The sequence below is a fragment of the Exiguobacterium sp. R-17 genome, assembly GCF_049913315.1.
Taxonomy (GTDB): Bacteria; Bacillota; Bacilli; order Exiguobacteriales; family Exiguobacteriaceae; genus Exiguobacterium_A.
Genome location: NZ_CP184372.1, coordinates 703,780 through 729,005 on the forward strand (window position 1 = coordinate 703,780; position 25,226 = coordinate 729,005).

23 protein-coding genes are annotated in these 25,226 nt (G+C 45.3%); 17 read left to right on the plus strand and 6 right to left on the minus strand.

Annotated features, from left to right (window positions below):
• Nucleotides 1-23 precede the first annotated feature (23 nt).
• Complete coding sequence (locus ACN9MT_RS03720) at nt 24-1,322, minus strand: ammonium transporter (protein WP_035409402.1); 1,299 nt, start codon at nt 1,320-1,322, stop codon at nt 24-26.
• Nucleotides 1,323-1,439: 117 nt separating this feature from the next.
• Between ACN9MT_RS03720 and ACN9MT_RS03725 the strand changes: the two genes are divergently transcribed.
• The 7 genes from ACN9MT_RS03725 to mscL all read left to right on the plus strand — a co-directional run bounded on the left by ACN9MT_RS03725 (nt 1,440) and on the right by mscL (nt 8,207).
• The gene (locus tag ACN9MT_RS03725) at nt 1,440-1,742 is read left to right on the plus strand and encodes a MerR family transcriptional regulator (RefSeq protein WP_035409401.1); all 303 of its coding nucleotides are present in this window, start codon (nt 1,440-1,442) and stop codon (nt 1,740-1,742) included.
• A 145-nt stretch (nt 1,743-1,887) separates the two neighbouring features.
• Nucleotides 1,888-2,931 (plus strand): uroporphyrinogen decarboxylase, encoded by a 1,044-nt coding sequence (gene hemE / locus ACN9MT_RS03730; RefSeq protein ID WP_426272792.1) that lies wholly within the window; start codon nt 1,888-1,890, stop codon nt 2,929-2,931.
• On the plus strand, nt 2,928-3,860 hold the full coding sequence (hemH, locus tag ACN9MT_RS03735; protein WP_426272793.1) for a ferrochelatase: 933 nt from the start codon (nt 2,928-2,930) through the stop codon (nt 3,858-3,860). Before hemE ends, hemH begins: the two co-directional genes overlap by 4 nt.
• On the plus strand, nt 3,850-5,259 hold the full coding sequence (gene hemG / locus ACN9MT_RS03740) for a protoporphyrinogen oxidase (RefSeq protein WP_035409399.1): 1,410 nt from the start codon (nt 3,850-3,852) through the stop codon (nt 5,257-5,259). The genes hemH and hemG overlap by 11 nt, the downstream gene beginning before the upstream one ends.
• A gap of 134 nt (nt 5,260-5,393) precedes the next feature.
• Nucleotides 5,394-6,845 (plus strand): cardiolipin synthase, encoded by a 1,452-nt coding sequence (cls, locus tag ACN9MT_RS03745; RefSeq protein ID WP_056059974.1) that lies wholly within the window; start codon nt 5,394-5,396, stop codon nt 6,843-6,845.
• A 75-nt stretch (nt 6,846-6,920) separates the two neighbouring features.
• Entirely contained in the window at nt 6,921-7,802 is an 882-nt protein-coding gene (locus ACN9MT_RS03750; protein ID WP_214747401.1) for a Cof-type HAD-IIB family hydrolase, read from the plus strand.
• A 12-nt stretch (nt 7,803-7,814) separates the two neighbouring features.
• Complete coding sequence (gene mscL, locus ACN9MT_RS03755) at nt 7,815-8,207, plus strand: large-conductance mechanosensitive channel protein MscL (RefSeq protein WP_035409394.1); 393 nt, start codon at nt 7,815-7,817, stop codon at nt 8,205-8,207.
• Nucleotides 8,208-8,258: 51 nt separating this feature from the next.
• Here the strand turns inward: mscL and ACN9MT_RS03760 are convergent, their stop codons facing one another.
• Entirely contained in the window at nt 8,259-10,421 is a 2,163-nt protein-coding gene (locus ACN9MT_RS03760; RefSeq protein WP_426272794.1) for an ATP-dependent helicase, read from the minus strand.
• Nucleotides 10,422-10,668: 247 nt separating this feature from the next.
• On the opposite strand from ACN9MT_RS03760, the gene ACN9MT_RS03765 reads away from it, so the two are divergent.
• Nucleotides 10,669-11,166 (plus strand): GNAT family N-acetyltransferase, encoded by a 498-nt coding sequence (locus ACN9MT_RS03765; protein ID WP_035409789.1) that lies wholly within the window; start codon nt 10,669-10,671, stop codon nt 11,164-11,166.
• A gap of 49 nt (nt 11,167-11,215) precedes the next feature.
• Here the strand turns inward: ACN9MT_RS03765 and ACN9MT_RS03770 are convergent, their stop codons facing one another.
• The 3 genes from ACN9MT_RS03770 to ACN9MT_RS03780 form a co-directional block, all read right to left on the minus strand.
• Nucleotides 11,216-12,682: a glycoside hydrolase family 32 protein gene (locus tag ACN9MT_RS03770; protein WP_426272795.1), complete on the minus strand. Its 1,467-nt coding sequence runs from the start codon at nt 12,680-12,682 to the stop codon at nt 11,216-11,218.
• Between the two features lie 86 nt (nt 12,683-12,768).
• Complete coding sequence (locus ACN9MT_RS03775; RefSeq protein WP_426272796.1) at nt 12,769-14,352, minus strand: diguanylate cyclase domain-containing protein; 1,584 nt, start codon at nt 14,350-14,352, stop codon at nt 12,769-12,771.
• Between the two features lie 26 nt (nt 14,353-14,378).
• Nucleotides 14,379-14,849: a GNAT family N-acetyltransferase gene (locus ACN9MT_RS03780; protein ID WP_426272797.1), complete on the minus strand. Its 471-nt coding sequence runs from the start codon at nt 14,847-14,849 to the stop codon at nt 14,379-14,381.
• 152 nt (nt 14,850-15,001) lie between these two features.
• Here ACN9MT_RS03780 and ACN9MT_RS03785 point away from each other — a divergent pair, with 152 nt between their 5' ends.
• Both ACN9MT_RS03785 and ACN9MT_RS03790 read left to right on the plus strand, forming a co-directional pair.
• A complete protein-coding gene (locus ACN9MT_RS03785) occupies nt 15,002-15,919 on the plus strand; it encodes an ABC transporter ATP-binding protein (protein WP_035409389.1) in 918 nt (305 codons plus the stop codon).
• On the plus strand, nt 15,897-16,640 hold the full coding sequence (locus ACN9MT_RS03790; RefSeq protein WP_426272798.1) for an ABC transporter permease: 744 nt from the start codon (nt 15,897-15,899) through the stop codon (nt 16,638-16,640). Before ACN9MT_RS03785 ends, ACN9MT_RS03790 begins: the two co-directional genes overlap by 23 nt.
• A 56-nt stretch (nt 16,641-16,696) precedes the next feature.
• Here the strand turns inward: ACN9MT_RS03790 and ACN9MT_RS03795 are convergent, their stop codons facing one another.
• The gene (locus tag ACN9MT_RS03795; protein WP_311246234.1) at nt 16,697-17,269 is read right to left on the minus strand and encodes a hypothetical protein; all 573 of its coding nucleotides are present in this window, start codon (nt 17,267-17,269) and stop codon (nt 16,697-16,699) included.
• A 239-nt stretch (nt 17,270-17,508) separates the two neighbouring features.
• Here ACN9MT_RS03795 and ACN9MT_RS03800 point away from each other — a divergent pair, with 239 nt between their 5' ends.
• The 7 genes from ACN9MT_RS03800 to ACN9MT_RS03830 all read left to right on the plus strand — a co-directional run bounded on the left by ACN9MT_RS03800 (nt 17,509) and on the right by ACN9MT_RS03830 (nt 25,197).
• A complete protein-coding gene (locus tag ACN9MT_RS03800) occupies nt 17,509-18,072 on the plus strand; it encodes a glycerol-3-phosphate responsive antiterminator (protein WP_023467370.1) in 564 nt (187 codons plus the stop codon).
• Nucleotides 18,073-18,268: 196 nt separating this feature from the next.
• The gene (locus tag ACN9MT_RS03805) at nt 18,269-19,093 is read left to right on the plus strand and encodes an MIP/aquaporin family protein (RefSeq protein ID WP_426272799.1); all 825 of its coding nucleotides are present in this window, start codon (nt 18,269-18,271) and stop codon (nt 19,091-19,093) included.
• A gap of 30 nt (nt 19,094-19,123) precedes the next feature.
• A complete protein-coding gene (glpK, locus tag ACN9MT_RS03810; RefSeq protein WP_035409380.1) occupies nt 19,124-20,614 on the plus strand; it encodes a glycerol kinase GlpK in 1,491 nt (496 codons plus the stop codon).
• 132 nt (nt 20,615-20,746) lie between these two features.
• Nucleotides 20,747-22,402 carry a glycerol-3-phosphate dehydrogenase/oxidase gene (locus tag ACN9MT_RS03815; RefSeq protein ID WP_426272800.1) on the plus strand — a complete coding sequence of 552 codons (1,656 nt, stop codon included), beginning with the start codon at nt 20,747-20,749 and terminating at the stop codon, nt 22,400-22,402.
• Between the two features lie 147 nt (nt 22,403-22,549).
• Nucleotides 22,550-23,230 carry a DsbA family oxidoreductase gene (locus ACN9MT_RS03820; protein WP_426272801.1) on the plus strand — a complete coding sequence of 227 codons (681 nt, stop codon included), beginning with the start codon at nt 22,550-22,552 and terminating at the stop codon, nt 23,228-23,230.
• A gap of 39 nt (nt 23,231-23,269) precedes the next feature.
• Entirely contained in the window at nt 23,270-24,259 is a 990-nt protein-coding gene (locus ACN9MT_RS03825) for a lipoate--protein ligase (RefSeq protein WP_426272802.1), read from the plus strand.
• 50 nt (nt 24,260-24,309) lie between these two features.
• Entirely contained in the window at nt 24,310-25,197 is an 888-nt protein-coding gene (locus ACN9MT_RS03830) for a glucose 1-dehydrogenase (protein WP_035409372.1), read from the plus strand.
• The last annotated feature ends 29 nt before the right edge of the window (nt 25,198-25,226 follow it).

The window sequence follows — 25,226 nt, forward strand, 5'->3', positions numbered from 1 at the left end:
AGGCTCTTATTCGTTATGAACCATTAATTGACACGTTCGTTTGATAGATCTTCTTCTTCAACCATATGCAATTCCTTGCTGACAGGAGCAGGAAGATCGTAAGAAGCTTGACCATGTTCCGCGACGTCAAGACCACGGAGTTCATCTTCGCGTGTGATTCGAAGTCCGATCGTAAGGTCGAGGACTTTTAAGAAAGCATAACTTAAGACGCTGACGATGACGATAGCAAAGACGACACCAAGAGCTTGAACACCGAGTTGCGTGAAGCCACCTCCATAGAAGAGTCCTGCTTGTCCGATACCTGTGATTTCAACGAGTCGTGGTGAAGCGAAGAATCCAGTTGCGAGTGTACCCCAGATACCAGCGACGCCATGAACGGAGAAGGCACAAAGTGGATCATCCACGCGACTTGCGAGAAGAATGCTCGTTCCATACGTGATCACACCAGCAAGGAAACCAATGACGACGGCTGCCCATGGTTCCACAAAGGCACAGGCTGCAGTAATGGCGACGAGTGCAGCTAATACACCGTTGATGATCGAAGGAATATCTGCGACGCGACGGTGCCAGAACGAGATGGCAAGAGCGCCGAGGGCACCTGCTGCAGTCGCGAGTAACGTCGTCAAAGCAACGTAACTAAAGAATCCGTCGGCAATCGTTAATGTCGAACCAGCGTTGAAGCCGAACCAACATAACCAGAGGATGAAGGCACCGACGACAGAATAAATGACATTGTGTCCAAGCAACGGTGTTTTTTCAGCACCGATTCGTTTCTTAAGCAGTAAAGCAGCAACAAGTGCAGCAATCCCACCTTGTAAGTGGACGACCGTTGACCCGGCGAAATCTTGCATTCCGAGCGAACCAAGGAATCCACCTGCCCAAACGGAACGAGCAATGATCGGATAGATGATAGCAACGAAAAACGTTCCGAACAACAAGTAAACGGATAATTTAGCACGTTCTGCGAATCCGCCCCAAGCGATTGCGAGAGAGACGGCGACAAACGAGAGTTGGAAGAGGAACTTTACATCAATCGTGATGTTCGACCAATCAAGGCTGCTGAATCCTCCATGTAAGAAGAATCCTTCTGTTCCGATAATGGAGTTACCATCACCGAACGTCAATCCGAATCCGATAGCCCAAAAGGCGAGAGCGGCAACTGAGAAGCTGATAATTTGTTTAACAGCGACGTGCCCCGCGTTCTTTGCCCGTAACATCCCTGTTTCCAGAAGTAAGAATCCGATTTGCATCGTAAAGACGAGCAGTGCTGCGAATAAGACATAAAACGTATCGACTGAAATTGCGAGTTGTTCCAGTTTCATTGTCGTTCCTCCTTTATCCATTTAAAGTATGTGTTTACTTTAGACGGAAATACTTTCAAAGAAACGTATTGTGTCAGAAAATCTGACATGTTATTTTTGTGGAAAGGAGTGACGAAGATGAAGTACCGCGAAAAAAAGGTGATGTCGATCGGAATCGTCTGTGAATTGACCGGCTTGTCAGAACGTCAGATTCGTTACTATGAAGAACGGAAATTAATCTTTCCAGAACGGACAAATGGAAAGACGCGAAAATATTCGTTTACGGATGTCGAGCGACTCGTCGAAGTCGCGGAAAAAATCGAGGATGGTTGGCGCACGCACGAAATTCGTGAAAAAGAACGTAAGGTAACGGAACAGCAACGTTCTGACTTAATTCGTGGTCAGTTAAACGCTGCATTCGGTCTTTACAAGAAACAGTGAACATTTCATGAACTGGTAATAGAACTGTCATTTTGTAAACGATTTATTGGCACAGACTTCTTAATTTCAGATATAATGTTTCTGTGTTCACAAACTTATCGTACGTTTTTTGGGGCGTTAGAACGAGTATAAAGGGGTAGTTATAATGAAGAAATTCAATGATACGTTTTTGCGGGCGATCCGTGGCGAGCAGATTGATCACGTTCCCGTCTGGTACATGCGACAAGCAGGTCGTTATCAAGCGGAATATCGTGAAATCAAGAAGACACGGACGCTTTTCGAGATCACACATGACTCGGAGCTAGGCGCATATGTGACAGAACTACCTGTAAAACAACTAGGGGTCGATGCAGCGATTCTATATAAAGATATCATGACGCCACTTCCGTCGATGGGCGTTGATGTTGAAATCAAGAGTGGCATCGGTCCAGTCATTGCGAATCCGATTCGCACGATGGCAGATGTCGAAGCACTGCAACCGTTCAACCGTGAAGATATTCCGTACATTTATGAAACAATTCGTTTATTGCGGGAACGACTTGAAGTGCCATTAATTGGTTTTTCCGGGGCGCCATTTACACTTGCGAGCTATATGATTGAAGGTGGACCTTCAAAGGGATACCATAAAACGAAAGCATTGATGTATGGACAACCTGAAGTATGGCATGCCTTAATGGAGAAACTAGGTGACATGGTCATCGATTACATCAAATCACAAGTAGATGCAGGGATTCAAGCGTTCCAAATCTTTGATTCATGGGTCGGAACGACAAGCCGGAAAGATTATGTCCGTTACATCAAACCGACGATGGAACGCATTTTCACGGAACTAAAAGATACAGGCGTGCCGATGATCATGTTCGGTGTAGGGGCGAGTCATTTGGCAGAAGAGTGGCATAGCTTACCGTTAGACGTCGTTGGACTCGATTGGCGCTTATCGATCGATGAAGCACGTGAACGTGGGCTGACGAAACCCGTCCAAGGGAACCTCGATCCGTCTTATCTGTTAGCACCATGGGATATCCTTGAAGCGAAAGCGAAGGAGATTCTCGACATGGGAATGAAACAACCAGGGTTCATCTTTAACCTCGGTCACGGTATCTTCCCGGAAGTTGATCCAGAAGTATTGAAACGTTTGACTGCATTTATCCATGATTATTCGAAAGAAAAAATGGAGGTAGAAAAATGAAGACGTTAGGATTACTTGTCATGGCGTATGGTACGCCGTATAAACCTGAAGATATCGAGCGGTATTATACGCATATCCGCCGCGGACGCAAACCGTCTCCAGAAGCATTGGCAGAGTTGACGGAACGCTACGAAGCCATTGGTGGAGTCTCACCACTCGCACAAGTCACGATTGACCAGGCAGAAGAGCTGTACCGTCAATTGTCTGAGAAATATGCCGGTGAAATCGAGTTTAAGCTTTATCTTGGTCTAAAGCACATCGAGCCATTCGTTGAGGATGCTGTCGAGCAAATGGCAAAAGACGGCATCACAGAAGCGGTCACAGTCGTTTTAGCACCGCACTATTCGACGTTCAGTATTCGTTCATATAATGGTCGTGCGAAGGAAGTCGCAGATCAGCACGGTATTCGTCTCGCATCCGTTGAATCGTGGTACAAAGAAGAAGCATTTCTCGATTGGTGGGGGAAAGAAATCCGCAAGACGTTCGACGCTTTACCAGTTCCTGAAGAAAAAGCCGTTCTCGTCGTTTCAGCGCACAGTCTGCCTGAGAAAATCATCGCAAACGGCGATCCGTACCCAGAGCAATTGAAAGAAACTGCCGAATTGATCGCACAACGTGCCGGTGTACCGCATATGATCACAGGTTGGCAATCAGCTGGACAAACACCTGAGCCATGGCTCGGTCCTGATGTTCAGGATCTGACACGTGATGTTTACGAAGAAAAAGGATACGAAGCGTTCGTTTACGTGCCAGTCGGCTTCGTTGCGGACCATCTAGAAGTATTATTCGATAATGACTATGAGTGTAAAGTCGTCTGCGACGAACTCGGAATCCATTATGCGCGACCTGTCATGCCAAACGCGGATCCTGCTTTCATGAAAGCTGTCACGGAAGCCGTCGCGAAACAGGTGGGTAGTTATGTCCAGTAAACGTCTCGTCATCGTGGGCGGTGGTATATCAGGACTTGCGGCCGCCTATTATGCAGAGAAACAGTTTCCGGAAATGAACATCACGTTACTTGAGGCAGAAGGTCGTCTCGGTGGTAAGGTGGCAACATATCGGGACGAAGGATTGACGATCGAGCGGGGACCAGATTCGTATGTAGCACGAAAACACGTACTGACGGATCTCATCGAAGAGATTGGATTAGGGGAGCAACTCGTTCGTAATAACACGTCGCAAGCCTATATATTGGATGCGCGAGGTCTCCACCCGATTCCAAAAGGTGCCGTCATGGGTATCCCGACGGATTTAGAGTTATTTGCAGAGACTTCTTTGTTGACGGAAGAAGAAAAAGCAGAAGTGTCAGAACGATTGCTTCACCCGGCTCCTGATTTGACGATTCCAGAAACAGATATCCCGCTAGGAGAGTATTTGCGTCCGCGTCTTGGAGATGCGCTCGTCGAGAAGCTGATCGAACCGCTTCTTTCAGGCATTTATGCTGGTGATATCGATCGGATGAGTACGTTTGCGACCTACCCGCAATTTGTTGCAAATGAACAAAAGGCAGGAAGTTTGTTTGAAGGAATGCGTCTCATGCGTCCTCTTGACCAACAACAAGGTCCGACGCTCAAAGCGACAGGTCAATTTTTATCGCTCGCTACTGGACTCGAGTCTCTCGTCGAGCGGCTAGAAGAGGTGCTTGAACGGACAGAAATTCGTCTTGAGACACCACTTCGCTCGATTAAACGGGAAGAAGATGGACGGTATCGTCTCGAAACGGATCATGGTCCAGAGTATGCCGATGATATTTTGTTAACGATTCCGCATCGCCAAGTCGTGTCCCTGTTACCAGAAGCGACGCTGCCTGGGCTTGCGAACCTCTCGACACACTCGACGGCGACAGTCACGTTGATTTTCGATAAGGAAACAGCGTTGCCGATCGATGGAACAGGTTTCATCGTCAACCGTCAGGCACCGTATTCGATTACAGCGTGTACGGCGATTGATCAAAAGTGGAATCATGCAGCACCGAATCATACCGTGCTTCGTGCCTTCATCGGTCGTCCCGGAAAAGATGCACTCGTTCGTGAATCAGACGAAATGATTGAACGGGTCGTCTTAGAAGATCTTGAAGCCATCTGTGGTCGTCCGTTGCAACCGGAACGTGTCGTCATCAGTCGTCTATTAGACGGCTTACCGGCCTACACGGTAGGGCATGCACAGCGGATTCAAGAAGTGCGAGAAACCATCGCTTCGCACTATCCACACATTCATTTAGCCGGACTTGCTTATGATGGTGTTGGATTGCCAGACTGTGTAGCAGGTGTCAAAGCGACACTTGAACAAATGGCGTTACAACAACCGGAACCATGTCAAGAATCATGAAAGACCTAAACCTTTTTGAAGCCATTCGTGCTTTAAAAAGGTTTTTTTGTCTTCAAAAGAATGACGCGGAAGGAAACGGGAATAGGAGACAAGGGACCAAAATCGAACAATACCGTTGAACGGGAGGGAATCGTATGGTGGAAGTATGGAGTACGTTCACGATCATCATCGTCTACGGATTGCTCATCATGAATATCTTGGCGGTCCTAACGGTTATTTTTCTCGAACGGCGCGATATTGGTGCGACGTGGGCATGGGTGTTCATCTTGTATTTCGTTCCGCTCGTTGGGTTTCTCGTCTATCTGTTTTTCGGAAGATTGTTGAAAAAATCGAATTTTTATCGTATTACGGAAGAAGAACAACTAGAACACGATAGACGGATTGCCTTACAGAAAAAAGAACTCGTGACGATGGGGCGGCACCCGATGATTCAAAAGCACCGGGATATGATTCGGATGAATCTGATGTCGAACGGTTCGTTACTCAGTCTCTCGAATCAACTGCAGATTCTTTCGGATGGAGAACAGAAATTCAATCGGATGATTCAAGATATCCGCCAGGCAGAGCATGAAGTGAATATTCAATACTACATCATTCAGAAAGATCGCCTTGGGCTAGCGTTGATCGATACATTAACCGAATGTGCCCGTCGTGGAATCAAAGTCCGTCTATTATATGATGCTGTCGGATCACGTAGTCTCAAACGGACGGATTTCAAAGATTTACTGGTACACGGGGGAGAAGTGTTCGCTTTTTTCCCGTCGACGATTGGTTTCGTTAATTTTCGCTTAAATAACCGCAATCACCGTAAATCCTGTATCATTGACGGTCGAATCGGCTACATTGGTGGATTTAACGTCGGTACGGAATATCTAGGTATCGATGAAAAGTTCGGCTACTGGCGGGATACGCATTTTCGCTTGAAAGGTGATGTCGTTCACGATCAGCTCGACCGTTTTATTCTTGACTGGAATCAAGCGAGTGACGTCTATACAGAAAAATCATTGTTCTACTACGGGACACACAGGGTTCAGAGTATATTACCGATGCAGATCGTCACGTCGGGTCCGGATTCCCGTTCAGAATATCTGAAGCTTGCTTTGATCAAGATGATCAATGAGGCAAAGCGGACGATTTACATTCAATCGCCTTATTTCATTCCAGACACGAGTTATTTAGATGCATGTAAGGCAGCTCTTCTGTCTGGAGTGGAGGTGCGCATCATGATTCCGAATAAGCCGGACCATCCATTCGTTTATTGGGCGACGACAGCTGCTGTAGGAGAGTTGTTGTCGTACGGAGCTAAAGTCTACACGTATGAACCTGGATTTTTACATGCGAAGACGATTGTTGTTGATGGAGAGATTGCTTCAGTCGGGACGACGAATATCGATGCACGAAGTTTCCGTTTAAATTTCGAAATGAATACAATTGTCTATGATCAGGAAGTAGCAATTGAACTAGAACGGCTCTTCTTAGCCGATTGTGATGTATCAAAGCTCATGACGGTCGAGTCGTATGTTGCGCGTTCAAGAATGATCAAATTCAAGGAAAGTATTTCGCGTTTGTTGTCACCGATTTTGTAAACCGTGTTTACGACCAGTCAAAATGTGAAAAATGGTATAGTGGTATGGAAATAGAAAAAGAGGAGAGTGAAGACGATGGCAAACCCAATTAAATTACTCGTATCAGACATGGATGGTACCGTTCTTTCGGGCAAACAACGAATAGAACCGGAGACGATTCAGGCAATTGAAGCAGCACGCGAACAAGGTGTCGAGTTTGCAATTGCAACAGGACGTAATTACTTAAATGCTAAAGAATTGACGGATGCCGCAGGAATTCATTGTCCGATCATTGCTTCAAACGGGGCACGTGTGATGACCGTCGATGGAGAAGAGTTGAGTGCGACGACTCTGACGACAGAACAAGCACAGCAAATTTACGGCATCATTAGCCAGTACGAAGTCTTCTTCGAGATGTTCTGTGATCAAGGACTCGTGACAGCGCAAGGAGCGACGATTGATGCAGCCTACGATTCGTTAAAAGAATTAAGTGAAGAAAGTGATCGGGCAAAACAAGTGCTTGATTTCTTCCACGATCGCTATTATGTCCACGAAGACGTCAAGATGATTGATGGATTCCGGTCATACATTCGTAATCAAGCGGGAAAAGTATTCAAGTTCATTTCGTTCTCATTTGATCAAGAATTGATGAAAACAATCTGGCAGGAAATCGAGCAGAAAGTCGAGGGTGTCTATGTCACGTCGTCAGGACACGATAACATCGAAGTCATGGCAGTCGGTGCCGATAAAGGAACGGCAGTTAAAATCCTCGCGGACCACCTTGGTGTGCCGATCGAACAAGTCGCTGTCATCGGTGATAATCTGAACGATCTTCCCATGTTTAAGGTTGCTGGAAAGGCGATCGCGATGGGGAATGGTCATGATGAAGCAAAAGCGATTGCGCATCATGTGACGAAAATAAACGATGAGCACGGCGTCGGATATGCGATTCAGCAACTGGCGTCCCGTGCTTGGTAAGGGGGACGTTTCATGTTTAAGGCATTTAAGGAGTTTGCTTTTCGAGGCAATGTGATCGATTTAGCGGTCGGAGTCATTCTCGGTGCTGCGTTTAGCGGGATTATCAAATCACTCGTCGACAGCGTCTTCATGCCGTTGATCGGTATCATCATCGGTGGTATTGATGTCAAAGGATTATCAATCATGGTCGGAAATGCAAAATTACAGTACGGTCAGTTTCTTCAGGCGAGTATCGAATTCTTATTGATTGCCTTTGCTTTGTTCATCTTCGTCAAAGGAATCACTTCGTTCCGGAAGAAGGAAGAAGTCGTCGAAGAAGAAGCGGTACCAACGACAGAAGAAAAACTATTGACAGAAATCAGAGATGCCTTGATTCGTCAAAATGAGTCATCACCTAAAAACTGATATATACCAAAAGCCTGTCTCACATATTTATGTGAAACAGGCTTTTTTGGCTCATAAAATTTCGAGTAATGCATTTTCGGAGCAGACTTGTAACGAAAGCTGTTTTTTCATTCCTTGATCAAATGAAATTTCTAGCACGTCATCAACCAGGTGCAAGACGGTTCCGGGACCAAATGCTGTATGCGATACACGCATGTTCTCAGTGATCGGAAGTGGAGGAACTTTAGCTCGCGCTGCAATGGCAGGACGTTGGCGTTCTATTTTTCGTTTTGCGGAATCCGGTGTAACAAGACGATGAACGTCTTCGACGAATGGTGAGACATCGAACGATTTCGATTTAAAACGATAAGACAGGAGATGCAGTTCGTGTCGTGCCCGTGTCATCCCGACGTAAAACAAGCGTGCTGCTTCTTCCATATCATCGAGTTGTCCATTCTTGTACGCCTTGATCGTGTCAGCCGATGGAAGAATACCAGCAACGAGATCAATCATAAAGACGCGATCAAATTCAAGCCCCTTTGCACTGTGAAAGGTCGAAAGGGTGACCGCATTTTGATTTTTGTTTTGTTTCGCATCACGCATCAACTGTTCGAGATGCGCGATCCGCTCACGAAAGGCGAGTAACGTCGGTACATCACTTGCGATGTTATCGATCGTATTTAATGTCTCAAGCAGGTGATCGAGACTAAAACCGAGACTCTCACTCATTTTCCGCAAATTCTTTTCGTAGCCCAGTTCATGACGAATCAAAGAGAGGGCAGCAGACGGTCGAACGGTCTGAATGGAAGCGAATGTGCGCTTCATTTGTTGAAGTTGTTTCTTTTGATAAAACTTCATCTCGATTTTGTTTATGAGTAGATCAAATACAGATTCACCCGAACCAAACTGTTGCAATTGAGCCAGTTGAGCTTTTGAGATATATCCGGCGAACTTCGTATGGATGGTTGCTAGAATCTCGATATCTGTTGGATCTTGTGCGAATGTCATGAAATTTAAAATATCCTTCAAAATCCAATGACTGAAGAATTTATGATCAACATCCTTAATGTAAAAAGGAATGTTTGCTTGATCTAACGCATTCATGACGTTGATCGAAGAAGCATTGTTGCGATATAAGATGGCGACTTCGCGGTAATTCGTTTCCGTCCGTAACTGATTCAATAAATAACGAGTCTGATCTTCATAAGTCGGTAGCGTCTCTAAGATAATTGGACGAACCGCAACATTCTCCGTGAACATCTGTTTCGGATAACGTGCTTTATTACGTTGGATGAACTGATTGGCGACTGAGACGATGTCCTTTGATGAGCGATAATTTTGTTCCATGTAAAGAATCGTCGCATTCGGATACGTATCCTTGAAGTGGAGAATCTTGGATGCATCTGCGCCACGCCAACTGTAAAGCGTCTGGTCATCGTCCGCGACGACACAAAGGCGATTGTGGGGTAAGGCTAACTTTTCAACCAGTTGATGCTGAACGAGTGATGTATCTTGACTCTCATCTGTCAGAATATAATCGAAGCGACGTTGGTAATGTTGCAATAGACGACGGTCTTGTTCCAAAATCGTATTAGCGTACGTCAACATATCATCGAAATCAAGTAACGGATGTAGAGGATCACGAGACTTGAATTGTTCATATGCAACGTAGATGTCAGGAAAGTGTTTGATCGTCGTCGGTACTGCCTTGATTTCTTTTAAAGAAAGAAGGCGATTTTTGACAAAGGAAATCATCCGTAACAACTCATCCATTTGATCATCGGTAATGACACTTCGATTAATTTCCTGGAAAATACGGCGCAGTAACATCCGTTTATGTGGCGCATTCGGATGTTGTTGATCCATCGGTCCTTCGATGATCGTATAGGAGAGGCGTTGCTCGGACGTATGGTCCCGGACGACTTGAAAAGCAAAACTGTGGATTGTCGAAAAAGCCGCTGTTGTTCCAATTAGTTCATGGAATAAATGATAAAATCGATCCGCCATCTCGCGAGCTGCCGCTTTACTGAAGGTCAGTCCAAGAATACGATGTGGTTCAATTTTTTTTTGTAAAATCAAATAGGCAATCTTAAAATTAAGAGTCGTTGTTTTTCCAGAGCCGGGTGAGGCGAGTAACAGCAACGGACCATGGTCATGTTCAATTGCCTGTTGTTGGACAGGATTCAATTGAATGCCGGTCAATCGCTCCATCTGTTCGAAAAAATCTTCATGCATGATACAGTTCACCTCGAGCGTTTAATTTCGTGTCCATTAAATCGAACTCTCCCTAGTGTAGCATTTTTAATGATCGGATTGGATTACTGAAAGACGAACCGTGGAATAAAGAGACAAAAGACTATTGGAATCAATGTAAGAGGAGTGCCTTTAAAAGACTAGGCAAATGGACTCAAAAATATTAAAATGGGAATAGATGTAAGAGAGTACTCTCTTGTCCTGTACAAAGAGGGAAGGCGGAATGAGAATGTCTGTAGTGAAATTACACATGTATACAAATGAACATTATGAACAATGTGAGGCGTTCATTCTTCCGGAAGAACAAGTTCAGTTTACTTCTTTTCCAACGGATGTCGTTACGGATGCGGTTGCACATCCCGATAAGTTTCCGGTTGTTATTAAAAAAGACGAGCTCGTCGTCGGATTTTTTATTCTCCATCTCAATCCCCCTAAAACACACCGGACGGATGAACAAAGTGTCCTGTTACGTGCCTTTTCGATTGATGAACGGCATCAACATCAAGGATACGCGAAGGAAGCGATGATGCAGTTACCGGAGTTCGTTCATCATCATTTCCCGGAAGTCACATCGATTACACTTGCGGTCAATAAAAAGAATATCGCTGCAAAATCACTGTATTTCAAGACGGGATATGTCGATACGTTACAATCGGTCATGGGTCCAATCGGAGAGCAACATATTCTCGCCTTCGATTTAGAAAAGGAATCACGATTGAAGCAGTGAAGTAAAAAAGCATTTTCCTGATTATGTTCAGGAAAATGCTTTTTGTTATTTAAGATAAATCATAAATAGAGAGGTGGGCAGTCGCCTCACCAGAGAATCCGATACCTCGACTCGTTGCTTTTGGGAAAATACGTCCGCTTGCGACGGCTTCTCCATCATTGAGGAAAAGTTCGAACGAGGACCGGTCCACAAACAAACGTAATGTCTGCAAGTCTTTCGAAAGGACAGTCGATCGTGATGTACCAAATGATTCAGCAGGAACGTCCACACCCGAACGACTCCGGTCAATCGTAAATTGACGCGAAACGACATCATATTTAAATAGGGTTTCTTCTGTAGCGTCTTGACGAATTGAGAAGCGGAACGAATCCGACGACAGCTTCAAGTCTGTCATCACAAGTTCGAAAATCTCGGCTTCCGCAACCGTCACATCTTGCTCGAAAAGAATCGTTTCGTCAAATAAGGTTTCTTTTCGTAGCTGTGTCAGTTCATGGACAGGTCGTTGACGAAGTTGTCCCTGTTCGATCGTTAATTCACGTGGCAATGTCAAAGCATGTGCCCAGTTATAAATGTCAGAAGGATAACTAATGTCCGGTAAACCCATCCAACCAACAAGAATCCGTCGACCATCTGCCGCCTCAGTTGTTTGTGGCGCATAGAAGTCGAATCCGAAATCGAGTTCTTGGAAAGGTTCATGTGTGAATGTTAAGTTGGGTAAAGCAAACGGTTCCCCGATGAAGTAACCGGACTGGAAAATATTTTGATAGTTCGTACCATCTGGCTCAATCCCTTGAGGACTAAAGAGAAAGACGCCTTTTCCATTAAGCTCGAAATAATCAGGACATTCCCACATATAACCGAATGTCGGGTAGTTCGTCCGTAACTCACCGACAAACGTCCAGTGCTCTGCATCTTGAGACTGATAAATGACAGTACAACCTGTCAAGTCAGTGCGCTGTGCTCCAAGTATGCAGTACCAGATGCCCGATGCATCTTGAAAGACTTTCGGATCACGAAAATGTTCTGTATAACCTTCAGGAACGGTTGGAATAGCAGGTGGTAAGTGTTTTTCAATCCGTCCATCCGAACGAAGGTGCCCAACGATTTGACTCGTATGGCGATTCCACTCTGCGTCCCGTTTGTTACCGGTGTACATGATGTGCACTTGATCATCTTTGATGAAGCCACTACCGGAATAAGCGCCGTGCGAATCAGGATCGTCATTTGGAATCAAGGCGGCCCCTTCATCGAACCAATGTACGAGGTCTTTTGATGTCATGTGATACCAGTACTTTAGACCATGAACAGGACCGAGTGGGAACCATTGATAAAATAAATGATAAAGACCGTCGTGGTAGACGAAGCCGTTCGGATCATTCAAAAGTCCGGTTGGAGGTTGGATATGGTAAGAAAATCGCCAAGGAGATGTTCTTACTTCTTCCTTCATCGCTTGGTATACGGTCGGATCGACATCCGAGAGGGGACGATATCGTGCTTCACGTGTCCATTGATTCATGCTGACAGCTCCTTGTTGAAAATTTATACGCTTCTCGTTCACCTTACGGAGGAGAACCGCGCTTGTCAATCCTCCGTTCCAAAAGGTCAATGAACGGACATACATCCTTTACCATCTTGCTTCGAACGATAGAGCGCTAAATCCGCATGGTGCATGACTTGCTCGAGCGATTCACCTGTTATCTGTTCAGCGAGTCCGATGCTCATTCCGATATGGACGGTCTGTTCTTCTAAATGATAAGGCATCGAGACATGGGCAATCCATTGTTCACCTAAGTGTTGTGCTTCTACTACAGACTGATGCGTTAAGACGATGATGAACTCATCGCCACCAAGACGAGCGACGAAGCCACCAGGTGGAAGTAACTGTTTGAGACGTTGACCGACCTCGATCAGGAGGAGATCACCAAGTGCGTGCCCATATGTGTCGTTAACTGCTTTAAAACCGTCTAAATCGAGACAAAGGTAGATGGAATGCGTTCCTATAGGTAATTGTTCGATGTATTGAGCAAGACCGTTTCGATTCGCAAGACCCGTGAGACTGTCACGTTGCGATAATCGTTCAAACGTCAGTTTTTCTTTTTCGGTATGCAGCAATCGACGAATCAGTTGCTGTAGGGCATCTGTCAATGTCTCGATTTCTCGGATTCCACGATGGTTCGGAAGTGATTTTGAAGGATCACCTTGCATTTGTTGTGCGGCATGCGTAATTTTTAAGAGTGGTCGAGTCAGCAGTTTCGCTAACATCCATCCAAGCAGAGCTGTAATGAGAGAGGCAATTAACCCAGCGATAAAAATCGTTTGGCGTAAAGCGTCGGCATCAGCGAAGGCAATCGATGTCGGTTGACGCACAAGAACCGTCCAACCTAGTCCATCATAGTCTTTGTAACCACGGCTCGTACTTTGACCAGAGACGAATTCTTTCTCTTTCCAAAAAGCGGTCGCAGGAGCATTCGAAGTGAGCGTTACACTAGTAGGCAATGTCTTACCACTCCATCCGTTTGGTCCAAGCAAAATCGTCTTTCGATCTTGACTAACGATGAAGACATCGACTTTTTGGAGAGAAGAGGTAGCGCTCTGGAAACTTTGTTCAATCGCTTTAGCCCATTCGAAACTGAGGTGTGTCGCGAGGACGCCGGAAAATCCTCCCTTATCATATAAAGGTGTACTTATATCGACAAATTGGAGTGGCTCACCACTTGGATTCGGCAATAATTTTGCGAGTAGGACGGCTTCATGAACATCACCGATGAATGGTTGCGATAATGCTTCTTGAAAAACAGGTCGTTCTTTGATCGATGTTCCTTCAAGAATCTGGTTCGTTGACGCAATGACTTTACCGTTCGCATCTAAACGACCAATCCAAGAAAAGTCGGGAATCTGTCGTTGTAACTCCTCTAGTGTCCGACGTGTTTCTACTTTTTGATCTGTTTGTTGAATCGTTGATAAAGAGCCAAGCAACTTCACTTCTGCATAGCGTGACCACATGTAATGATCGAGCTTGTCGGATAGTTGATGAGCAGTCGTTGACAGATTCATTCCGACTTCCGATTGGAGTCGGCTTGTCGCGTGTTGACTGATGAAGAAGGTCAACAACAGCGTCATGCTTAAAAATAATAGGGAAATCAATCCCGCTAACAGGATGTCAAAGCGAAGTGAGGGTCTGGACATTGTGTGATACTCCATTCATACGTTTCTCATTTGTTTTTGTTTGACTCATATACATAGACGTCTACTTGCTGTTTACGGTTCGAGATGCTCGTTCGTACGTAGCGGAATCCATGTTTTTCCCAAAACCGTCGGGCTTTTACGTTATCAGGTAATACGGCGAGATGAATCTGTGACTCTCGACTTAAGAATTGATTGAAAAAGTCGGACAGTAACCGACTACCTGTTCCGGTGCCATGATGAGAAGCATCAAGTAAAAATAAACCAATCCACGTTGTACCGTCTTGCGGATGCTTTGGGAGGTAGTCAATCAGTAAGACAGATTCTCCATCGATATACCCGATCAGCGATACAGTATCGGGATTCAAGAATTCCTCCTGTAAGATCGAATCAGAGAGTGGTAGCGCCCGTTCTTCTAGGCATGCATACTCTGGAACGCTTGCGTACAGTGATTGAACGATCGGAAAATGTTCACGTGTCATTTCTTCAAAAAGAATCATCTGAAGACTCCATTCCTTATTTAGTCTCAAATTTCTGCGTTAGCGGATTTTTATTTGGAATCAGATTACATATTTGTAAGAAAAGAAACTTTCGCAGGGAATTCACGTACACTATATAGCATAGACAAAATATGAATGAGGAGGAAGAGCAGATGTTAAAGATTGAAAATATCTCAAAGCGTCTCGGAAAAGAGCAAATTCTAAAAGACGTCAGTTTTGAGGTATCCCCAGGAGAAGTGTTCGGCTTCCTCGGACCAAATGGGGCAGGGAAGACGACAACGATTCGTATCATCACGGGTCTGCTTGAGCAGGATGCTGGGCGAGTCACGGTCAATGGCTATGATGTCGTAGAAGAGCGTTCGAAGGCATTGACGCAAATCGGAGCAATCGTTGAAAATCCAGCTTTTTATCCTTATTTAACAGGCAAACAAAACTTGATACATGCAAAAAACCTGATTCCAGGACTCGGACAAGTCGACTATGACGCACTTGCTCGTCTCGTTGGTTTAGAAGGAAAGCTTTCGAAGAAAGTTGGAGAGTATTCACTCGGAATGAAGCAACGTCTTGGAATTGCTCGCGCGTTGTTACATAATCCGCGCGTCTTGATTTTAGATGAACCGACAAATGGTCTAGATCCGTCCGGGATCGCAGAACTTCGTGAGTATTTACGACAAATGGCGCGTGAGCAGGATATCGCAATTTTGATCTCAAGTCATATGCTGAGTGAAATGGAACAAATCAGTGATCGATATGCCATCATTGATCAAGGTGTCATCAAGTCGGTCGAATCGGTTCGTAACGAAACCGGAGCAAAGGTGGCACTTCGCGTCAATAAGGAAGCGATGACTGATGTACTTGAAGCCCTTCGCATCGCGAACTATCCATCAGAAGTACTTGATGAACAAATCATCATCACAGCACCAGAAAGTGAGTGCCCGGCGATTGCCCGACTTGTCGTGCCGATTGCTGACTTACATGAATTGACCGTCAAACGCTTGACGCTCGAAGAACAATTCCTGCAAGTAACGAAAAAAGAGGGGGATTCACATGCTTTCGCTCATACAAAATGAATGGATGAAATGGTGGACGACTAAAAAAGCGAAAATCGTCTTAGCGCTATATGTCGTCATTGCGGTTGGTATTATCATTGTGGCGAAGACAAATGATTTTGAGTTCACACGCTATGATTACTATTCCTTAACGTTTGTGTTGTTGACCTCCTTATTAGGGATCATCACGATCGTCTTCACGGCAGAAGCTATCGGGAATGAAGTACGATATGATACGATGAAACATCTATTAATGAGTCCATATTCACGAATGACGATTTATTTCTCGAAGCTGATCTTCTCGATCTTGATCATGTTATTCCAATTCGTGTTCATCGCTGCGATCGTCTATGCAGGCTCATTTGTGTTTTCAGAGATAGGAGATCCGATCCTGTTCCGCGACACGATCGTTGAGGTCGTCAGTCCGATTTTTACGATATTTATGACGTTGTTCTTCTCATTATTATTCCGCTCGGTCGGTATGATCATTGGCTTTACCGTATTAGCGCAGTTCTTTACGAGCATTGCGGGAAGTCTATTGATCGGCTTTAAACCAGCGATTGCCAAATGGATCGTATTCATGCACTTGGACTGGTCGATGTATTTCAAGGATTCTGTTTCCTATGGTATCAGTGAAGCAATGGGAACATCTTTAACATTCTCCGTCTTGTTCGTAATGGCGCATATCATCGTCTTATTAGGCGCGTCAATTCTTGTTTTCCAGAGAAAATCCTACACGTAAAGAAAAGAGTTGCTGACAGACAAATTCGTCCGTGAGCAACTCTTTTCTTTGAGTATTTAAGAACTAGTTCGTTTGGGCGGACGAGCCGTAATCGGGAACAGTCGCTGAAACCATTCGATCAGCGGACCATTCAATAGTAAGAAAATAAAAGTCCCGACTCCGATGCCGATCAATTGACGTTCAATCAGTGAAAAGAGACTGGCAATCAAAAAAGGAATCCCGAGACTAATCGTTGCTCCGATTGATGTACTTTTAAAGCGGGTGATGAGTGATTTCATCAAGTAATCTGGCGGCATCAACACGAAGCCGATTTGGAGATAAAGTGCGAGTCCAAGTGAAATCAACGGCATACCGATTAACATATACAAGCCGCGCATCCATAGTCCTTGTGGTGTGTAGATCAATTGATGGATTGATAAGAAGAAATCAATTGCGGCGCCGAACAGTACGACGAGTGCAAAACTGAGGACGATCGTCCACCAACTGAAGCGGCTTCCAAGAGAAAGCGCTGCAATCAAGGCAAGAGCATGTAAAACGATGATAGCGAGTCCGACAGTTAACGGTGAGATCGCCGCGACAGCTTCGCTTGCGGATGTCCAAGGTGCACTGCCGATCGAGGCGGTTACCATAAAGCTGTTACCTAGGGCATTAATTAAAATCGAGAATAAATAAATAGTGATCCGTTTTTGCTGACTCATTGACGTGCACAGACGGTAGGACTGCGCATTCACCTCCTGAAAATAAATCGTTTCGTTAAGCTATACCCTAATCGTAGCGCTCTTTTCACTTATTTTCATGAAAAGAGCATTGCCTAATACCTCAGTTTCACGACATACTTAGGACACATTACGAATCAGGGGGAGAACGCATGACATATTTTGGACAGAAGATCCTGCCTTCCGTTAGAAAATTAGAAGACTTTGAAAAGATGCTGAAGAGTCCATATGAGTATGGGGTCTTGCTCGAAATGCACGTCTCGCGTTTAAAAGCAGTCTATGAGATGGCACATCGATACGATAAAAAAATGTTTTTGCATATGGATCTCGTCCAGGGGTTAAAAAATGATGAGTACGCGACGGAATATGTTTGCCAAGAACTGAAACCGTATGGCGTCATTTCGACGAAGGCGAGTGTCATCTTGAAGGCACGTCAAAAAAAGGTCAAGACGATGCAGCGTATGTTCTTACTCGATTCCAGTTCACTTGAAAAAAGTTATCAACTTATGGAACGCACACAACCTGATTACATCGAAGTATTACCAGGGTTGATGCCGAAGTATATTCAAGAAGTGAAGGAAAAGACAGGACGTCTCGTATTCGCAGGGGGACTGATTGATACAGTAGAAGAAGTCGAACAAGCGATTGAAGCAGGTGCCTCAAGCATTACGACATCGAATAAGGATTTATGGCGGCATTTTGAACCACGCTCTTAATCGGATTGTGAGAAAAATCATTTGGAACGTTTGACAGCGTTTTCACCGATTGTTATAGTGATATCAAGTTGATACAAAGTGACGGAGAAAAGGGAGATTCACGTGTGAGTTCTACTTGAAGAAAATTCAAGTATGAGCTGACGTGGATCTCCTTTTTATGTTGCTTTTTTCACATAATAAAAAAGGAGGAACACTTATGTCACCTTTATTAGCAGAATTTTTAGGTACAGCCTTGCTAGTTGCGCTTGGAAATGGTGTTGGCGCAGGCGTTAGCTTAACGAAATCGTTCGCGAAGGACGCAGGCTGGATCGTCATCACGTTTGCATGGGGATTTGCCGTAGCGATTGCCGCGTATGCCGTTGGTCAATTCAGTGGGGCACACCTTAATCCAGCAGTGACGCTTGGTTTAGCATTTGACGGCTCATTTGCATGGGCGGATGTACCAGGCTATATCGTCGCCCAAATCGCCGGCGGGATATTAGGTGCAAGTCTTGTTTTCGTGCACTACTTACCACATTGGGCGGAAACGAAGAATCCAGCAACGAAGCTTGGCGTCTTTGCAACGTCTCCAGCGATTCCACACACATTTGCTAATCTAATGAGTGAAATGATTGCGACGTTCTTACTTGTTATCGGGTTGTTATCAATCGGAGCGAATAAGTTCTCGGATGGTCTGAATCCTCTAATTGTCGGCTTCTTGATCGTCAGCCTCGGTATGTCATTCGGGGGTACGACAGGATATGCGATGAACCCGGCGCGGGACCTCGGTCCTCGTATTGCCCATTTCATCCTACCGATTCATGGAAAAGGATCATCGAATTGGGGGTACTCTTGGATTCCGGTTCTTGGACCAGTTCTTGGTGGAAGTCTTGGCGGATTGTTTTATCGTTCGGTCTTCACAGGAAAAGATACACCGGCTTTTTGGATTGTAGGACTTGTGACAATCATCATATTAGGCTTATGCTATAGATTCGGTGTTCGTCCGAACAAAACAACGTCAGTGAAGTCAAAGTCAGCTTAACTTATTTAGATACAAAAGGATGGGGAAGAGATGGAGAACTACATTTTGTCATTGGATCAGGGAACGACAAGTACACGTGCGATCCTGTTTAATCGTGCTGGTGAGATCGTACATTCAGCGCAACAGGAATTCACGCAGTATTTTCCAAAACCAGGTTGGGTCGAACACAACGCAAACGAGATTTGGGGAAGTGTCCTTGCGGTCGTGGCGACTTGTCTGACGGAAGCAAACATAAAACCGTCGCAGATTGCCGGCATCGGGATCACGAACCAACGTGAAACAGCCGTCGTCTGGGAAAAAGAAACAGGGAAACCGATTCACAATGCAGTCGTGTGGCAATCGAGACAAACGGCTGAAATTTGTGAAGCGCTTCGAGCAGCCGGTCATGCCGAGCTCTTCCGTGAGAAGACAGGTCTATTGATTGATGCTTATTTCTCTGGTACGAAAGTCAAATGGATTTTGGATCATGTCGAAGGAGCACGAGCGCGTGCTGAACGTGGTGAACTATTATTCGGGACGATCGATACGTGGCTCATCTGGAAATTATCTGGCGGAAAAGCACATGTGACCGACTATTCGAATGCGAGTCGTACGTTGATGTACAACATTCATGAATTAAAATGGGATGACGAATTACTCGACATCTTAGACGTCCCGAAAGCGATGCTTCCAGAAGTACGACCTTCTTCTGAAGTGTACGCAGAAACAGCAGGTTATCATTTCTTCGGAGAAGCGGTTCCGATCGCTGGTGCAGCGGGTGATCAACAAGCCGCCTTGTTTGGTCAAGCGTGTTTTGACACAGGAATGGCGAAAAACACATACGGTACAGGCTGCTTCATGTTGATGAACACAGGCGAAGAGGCTGTGAAATCAGATCATGGACTGCTCACAACGATTGCGTGGGGCGTCGATGGTAAAGTTGAGTATGCCTTAGAAGGAAGTATCTTTGTCGCAGGATCCGCAATCCAATGGTTACGAGACGGATTACGCATCATTGATGATGCAAAGGAATCAGAAGGATACGCAACGCGTGTCACGTCATCAGAAGGTGTCTACGTCGTACCGGCATTCGTTGGTCTTGGAACACCTTACTGGGATTCAGACGTTCGTGGTGCAGTCTTCGGTTTGACACGTGGTACGGAAAAAGAACACTTTATCCGCGCAACATTAGAATCACTCGCTTATCAAACACGTGACGTCTTATCTGCGATGGAGCAAGATTCAGGTATCGAGATGAAGACACTTCGTGTTGACGGTGGAGCGGTTAAAAATAACTTCTTAATGCAGTTCCAAGGTGACATCATTCAAGCGCCGGTCGAACGTCCGGAAATCAATGAGACGACGGCATTAGGTGCAGCCTACTTGGCAGGTCTTGCTGTCGGATTCTTTGAAAACCGTGAACAAATTGCTACGCAATGGAAAAAAGAACGCCGTTTCGAGCCGAGTATGGCAAAAGAAGAGACGGATGCGCTTTATGGCGGATGGCAAAAAGCTATTCAAGCTACGATGTTGTTCAAATGATGTGATCTATGTTATAGTAAGGTCAAGTTAATAAACCGGTCGGAGAATATGGAGAGACCACAGCAACAGTTGACCTAGTCAGCGTGTTTGTTGTGGTCTCTTTTTTTCGAACCTAAACAGGAGGAACTATTCATGGCTAACCAACCATTCTCAAGCAAAAACCGTGCAGATGTCTATAATCGATTAACACGTGAAGAACTCGATCTACTTGTCGTAGGTGGCGGGATCACAGGTGCGGGAATCGCCCTCGATGCGGCGTCACGCGGTATGAAGATTGGCCTCGTCGAAATGCAGGATTTCGCATCTGGTACATCTAGTCGTTCAACGAAATTAGTCCATGGTGGTCTACGTTATTTAAAACAATTCGAAGTTCAAATGGTCGCTGAAGTCGGTAAAGAACGTGCGATTGTTTACGAAAACGGCCCACACGTTACGACACCAGAGTGGATGTTACTTCCGATGCATAAGGGCGGTACATTCGGACCGTTCAGTACGTCAATCGGTCTTCGTGTCTATGACTTCTTAGCAGGTGTTAAACGTTCTGAATGGCGTACGATGTTATCTGCAAAAGAAACATTAGCAAAAGAACCACTCGTTAAACAACAAGGTCTTAAAGGTGGCGGTTACTACGTCGAGTACCGCACAGATGACGCTCGTCTAACGATTGAAGTCATGAAAGAAGCAGTCGAACATGGCGCACGTGTCGTCAACTATACAAAAGCAGAAGAAATCATCTACGATGCTGGAAAAGTCGTCGGGATGCGTGTGACAGACCTCTTGACAGGTGACGTGCATGAAATCCGTGCGAAAAAAGTCGTCAACGCGACAGGTCCATGGGTTGATGAATTACGTGAAAAAGATGGCTCGAAAGTCGGGAAACAACTTCGTTTGACAAAAGGTGTCCACGTTGTCATCGATCAATCGAAATTCCCACTCAAACAAGCGGTCTACTTCGATACGCCAGACGGTCGAATGATCTTCGCGATTCCACGTGATGGAAAAGCATACGTTGGTACGACAGATACGTTCTTCGATAAAGATACAGCACATCCGAAGTTCACAGTCGAAGACCAAGACTACGTCTTAGACGCGATTCACTATATGTTCCCGGATGTTAAAGTGACAGCGGAAGACGTGGAATCAAGCTGGGCGGGTGTACGTCCATTGATCTATGAAGAAGGAAAAGATCCTTCTGAAATTTCTCGTAAAGACGAAGTGTGGCAATCTGAATCAGGTCTCATCACGATTGCGGGTGGGAAATTGACTGGATACCGCAAAATGGGCGAGCACGTCGTTGATCTCGTTGCAAAACTCTTGAAAAAAGAAGAAAATGTTGCGTATGCACGTTGCTCGACGAAAAACATGCCAATGTCTGGTGGACACGTCGGCGGAGCAAAAGGATTTGCTGAATTCCTAAAAGCTCAAACAGCAACGAATGGTCTAACGACAGAAGAAGTTCAATTCCTAGCAAAACGCTACGGTTCGAACTTACCGAAAGTACTTGAATATGCAGCAGCATATGATGCTGCTACGACAGATCTTCCACGTTCTGTCTACGCACAACTTCACTATGGTATCGAACATGAAATGGTCGCTCGTCCAATCGACTTCTTCATCCGTCGTACAGGCGCTGTCTTCTTCGACATCGCTTGGGCTCGTGCTCACAAAGACGCAGTCATCGAAGAGATGAAATCTGTCTTGAACTGGACTGCAGAACAAACAGCTGCCTACACGAAAGAACTCGATATCGAGATCGAAGATGCAGCACACGCGCTTGTAACAGAATAAGCGATGAACGCACTAAAGAACCAAGATCAAAACGATCTTGGTTCTTTTTTTCGCACGTATTCGAATCGACTCGGGCGGAAAGATTGCAACTCTGTCTAGAGGCGACTATGCTTAATGTATGATATCGCACAAAAGGAGAGAACACAGATGAAAGTAGAAGTATGGTCGGATTATGCATGTCCGTTTTGTTATATTGGGAAGCGTCGTTTAGAACAAGCAATTGCGAATGAAAAGTTAGAGGTCGAGGTCGAATTCAAAAGTTTTGAACTTGACCCAGATGCACCAGCAGTGCCGACGAAAGGATTGTACGACATTCTTGCTTCGAAATACGGAACGACTCTTGAGCAAGCACGGAATATGTCGCAAGGTGTCGTCGATACGGCACGTCAAGAAGGCTTGCACTACGAGATGGATCGTGTCATTCCGGCGAATACATTCGAGGCTCATCGCCTGACTCAATTCGCTAAGAAACATGGTAAAATGAATGCAGTATCGGAAGCTTTGTTCACAGCTTATTTCATGGATGGAGAAGACTTGAATGACCCAACCATTCTGACGCGGATCGCAGTAGAAGCAGGACTTGCTGAAGCAGACGTTAAAGCATTTCTCGCATCAGATGAATTAGCGACGGATGTTCGAGAAGAAGAGGCGATGGCACAACAACTTGGTGTTCGTGGTGTACCGTTCTTCGTCTTTGATCGAAAATATGCCATTTCTGGCGCACAACCAGTAGAAGCGTTCGAACAAGTCTTCACGAAGATCCGCCAAGAACAAACACTTGAAATCATCGCTGAAGGTGATGCGTGTGGTGTCGACGGCTGTAACTGATCACATTATGATTCCATCACAAAGGAGCACGAAACCCTTATGAAATTCATCTTCCATCCTGAGATTCGCGATGCGCGAATCAATCTCGCTGTCGAAGAATTCATCTTGAACAACCTGAACGTCAATGAAGAAGACTATTTCTTGTTTTATATCAACGGTCCATCCATCATCGTCGGAAAAAACCAGAACACGAATGAAGAAGTTAATTTGAAGTATGTCGAGGAAAACGGCATCCACGTCGTCCGTCGTCTTTCCGGCGGTGGCGCTGTTTATCATGATGAAGGAAACTTGAACTTCAGTTTCTTGACAAAAGATGACGGTGATTCGTTCAACAACTATAAAAAGTTCACGGAGCCGGTCGTGCAAGCGCTGCATAAACTCGGTGTCGAAGCGGAATTATCTGGACGAAACGATATTCATGTCGGAAGCCGGAAAATCAGCGGGAATGCCCAGTTCACGACAAAAGGACGGATGTTTAGTCATGGTACGCTGATGCTCGATTCGAACATCGAAGAAGTCGTCAATGCGCTTGTCGTCAGTGAAGAGAAGATGCGTTCCAAAGGCATTAAATCGGTTCGGAGCCGTGTCGCGAACATCTCGGAATTCCTGACAGAACCGTTGACGATGGAACAATTCGTCGATCATCTCCTTGCCTCGATCTATGAAGGGAAAGAGATTGAACGGTATATCTTATCTGAAGAAGACTGGGATAAAGTACGTGCCATCTCGGCAGAACGTTATGGCAACTGGGAGTGGAATTTCGGGAAATCGCCGAAATTCGATGTCATTCAAAAAAAACGTTTCCCGATCGGAACGATTGACTTCCGATTGAATGTCAAAAAAGGCATCATTGAAGAAGCGAAGATTTACGGTGACTTCTTTGGCGTCGAGGACGCGGAAGAAATCGCACGGGCGCTTGAAGGTACACGTTATGATCGCGCGTCTCTTCGCGAAGTGCTCGGTCGGTACGAATTGAAAAAATATTTCGGCGCCGTCGAACTTGATGAGGTGCTAGACGTTTTAGCGTAAGTCTTTATGGGAAAACTCCTTCTATCAACAGCATAGGGGGAGTTTTTTTCATGGGCTATAATAAAGATAACTTTTTAGAAGGTTCGTTGACGGACTTTATCGATTTTGAACAGATTTCAAAACAATTACCGAAGACGGAGGACGAACAACCGTTACCTTATTATGAGCGTGATGATTATAAGGCAGCAGGTAAGCTTGAAGGAAAGGTCGCAATCGTCACAGGCGGCAATTCTGGAATTGGTCGTGCTGTCTCGATTGCTTATGTCCGTGAAGGGGCAAAGGTCGTCATTGCTTTCTATGGCGATCAAGAGGGAGCAGAAGAAACGAAGGCGCGTCTTGAAGAATTAGGAGGCGAAGTCCTACTTTCTAAAGGAGATATTGGGGACGCAGACTACTGTGAAACACTTGTTCAAAAAACGATCGACCATTTCGGTCGCTTAGATATCGTCGTCAACAATGCAAGTATGCAAAAACCAGAAGATAGTCTGAAGGATATCACGGATGAGTCGATGGAGAAGACGTTCAAGACAAATATCTTCGGAATGATGCGTCTTGCCCGTGCCGCACTACCGCACCTTTCACTTGGTTCTGCCATCATCAATACAACATCTTCGACAGCATACGAGGGGAACGCATTATTGATCGACTACTCCGCTACTAAAGGAGCAATCGTTAGCTTCACGCGGAGTCTTTCAATGAATCTGGCAAAAGAGGGAATTCGTGTCAACGCCGTCGCGCCTGGTCCGATTTGGACACCACTCATCACGGAGACGTTCCCGGATGAATCAGTCAAGACGTTCGGTAAGAATACACCTATGGATCGCCCAGGGCAACCGGCCGAGATGGCATCTGCTTATGTCTTCCTCGCCTGTAACGATTCAAGTTATATGACAGGACAGGTCCTTCACTTAAATGGTGGTGTCATCGTTAACGGTTAAAAAGAAACTCGGTGAAAACGTTTCCAAAA

What these genes read in the sequence shown, in the direction of transcription:
- ACN9MT_RS03825 (WP_426272802.1), top strand. Translation starts at nt 23,270, where the DNA reads ATGAAATTCATCTTCCATCCTGAGATTCGCGATGCGCGAATCAATCTC.
- glpK (WP_035409380.1), top strand. Translation starts at nt 19,124, where the DNA reads ATGGAGAACTACATTTTGTCATTGGATCAGGGAACGACAAGTACACGT.
- ACN9MT_RS03750 (WP_214747401.1), top strand. Translation starts at nt 6,921, where the DNA reads ATGGCAAACCCAATTAAATTACTCGTATCAGACATGGATGGTACCGTT.
- ACN9MT_RS03805 (WP_426272799.1), top strand. Translation starts at nt 18,269, where the DNA reads ATGTCACCTTTATTAGCAGAATTTTTAGGTACAGCCTTGCTAGTTGCG.
- ACN9MT_RS03775 (WP_426272796.1), bottom strand. Translation starts at nt 14,352, where the DNA reads ATGTCCAGACCCTCACTTCGCTTTGACATCCTGTTAGCGGGATTGATT.
- ACN9MT_RS03720 (WP_035409402.1), bottom strand. Translation starts at nt 1,322, where the DNA reads ATGAAACTGGAACAACTCGCAATTTCAGTCGATACGTTTTATGTCTTA.
- ACN9MT_RS03790 (WP_426272798.1), top strand. Translation starts at nt 15,897, where the DNA reads ATGCTTTCGCTCATACAAAATGAATGGATGAAATGGTGGACGACTAAA.
- ACN9MT_RS03795 (WP_311246234.1), bottom strand. Translation starts at nt 17,269, where the DNA reads ATGGTAACCGCCTCGATCGGCAGTGCACCTTGGACATCCGCAAGCGAA.
- ACN9MT_RS03725 (WP_035409401.1), top strand. Translation starts at nt 1,440, where the DNA reads ATGAAGTACCGCGAAAAAAAGGTGATGTCGATCGGAATCGTCTGTGAA.
- hemH (WP_426272793.1), top strand. Translation starts at nt 2,928, where the DNA reads ATGAAGACGTTAGGATTACTTGTCATGGCGTATGGTACGCCGTATAAA.
- ACN9MT_RS03765 (WP_035409789.1), top strand. Translation starts at nt 10,669, where the DNA reads ATGTCTGTAGTGAAATTACACATGTATACAAATGAACATTATGAACAA.
- ACN9MT_RS03785 (WP_035409389.1), top strand. Translation starts at nt 15,002, where the DNA reads ATGTTAAAGATTGAAAATATCTCAAAGCGTCTCGGAAAAGAGCAAATT.
- ACN9MT_RS03820 (WP_426272801.1), top strand. Translation starts at nt 22,550, where the DNA reads ATGAAAGTAGAAGTATGGTCGGATTATGCATGTCCGTTTTGTTATATT.
- cls (WP_056059974.1), top strand. Translation starts at nt 5,394, where the DNA reads ATGGTGGAAGTATGGAGTACGTTCACGATCATCATCGTCTACGGATTG.
- ACN9MT_RS03815 (WP_426272800.1), top strand. Translation starts at nt 20,747, where the DNA reads ATGGCTAACCAACCATTCTCAAGCAAAAACCGTGCAGATGTCTATAAT.
- hemE (WP_426272792.1), top strand. Translation starts at nt 1,888, where the DNA reads ATGAAGAAATTCAATGATACGTTTTTGCGGGCGATCCGTGGCGAGCAG.
- ACN9MT_RS03780 (WP_426272797.1), bottom strand. Translation starts at nt 14,849, where the DNA reads ATGATTCTTTTTGAAGAAATGACACGTGAACATTTTCCGATCGTTCAA.
- mscL (WP_035409394.1), top strand. Translation starts at nt 7,815, where the DNA reads ATGTTTAAGGCATTTAAGGAGTTTGCTTTTCGAGGCAATGTGATCGAT.
- ACN9MT_RS03760 (WP_426272794.1), bottom strand. Translation starts at nt 10,421, where the DNA reads ATGCATGAAGATTTTTTCGAACAGATGGAGCGATTGACCGGCATTCAA.
- ACN9MT_RS03800 (WP_023467370.1), top strand. Translation starts at nt 17,509, where the DNA reads ATGACATATTTTGGACAGAAGATCCTGCCTTCCGTTAGAAAATTAGAA.
- ACN9MT_RS03830 (WP_035409372.1), top strand. Translation starts at nt 24,310, where the DNA reads ATGGGCTATAATAAAGATAACTTTTTAGAAGGTTCGTTGACGGACTTT.
- hemG (WP_035409399.1), top strand. Translation starts at nt 3,850, where the DNA reads ATGTCCAGTAAACGTCTCGTCATCGTGGGCGGTGGTATATCAGGACTT.
- ACN9MT_RS03770 (WP_426272795.1), bottom strand. Translation starts at nt 12,682, where the DNA reads ATGAATCAATGGACACGTGAAGCACGATATCGTCCCCTCTCGGATGTC.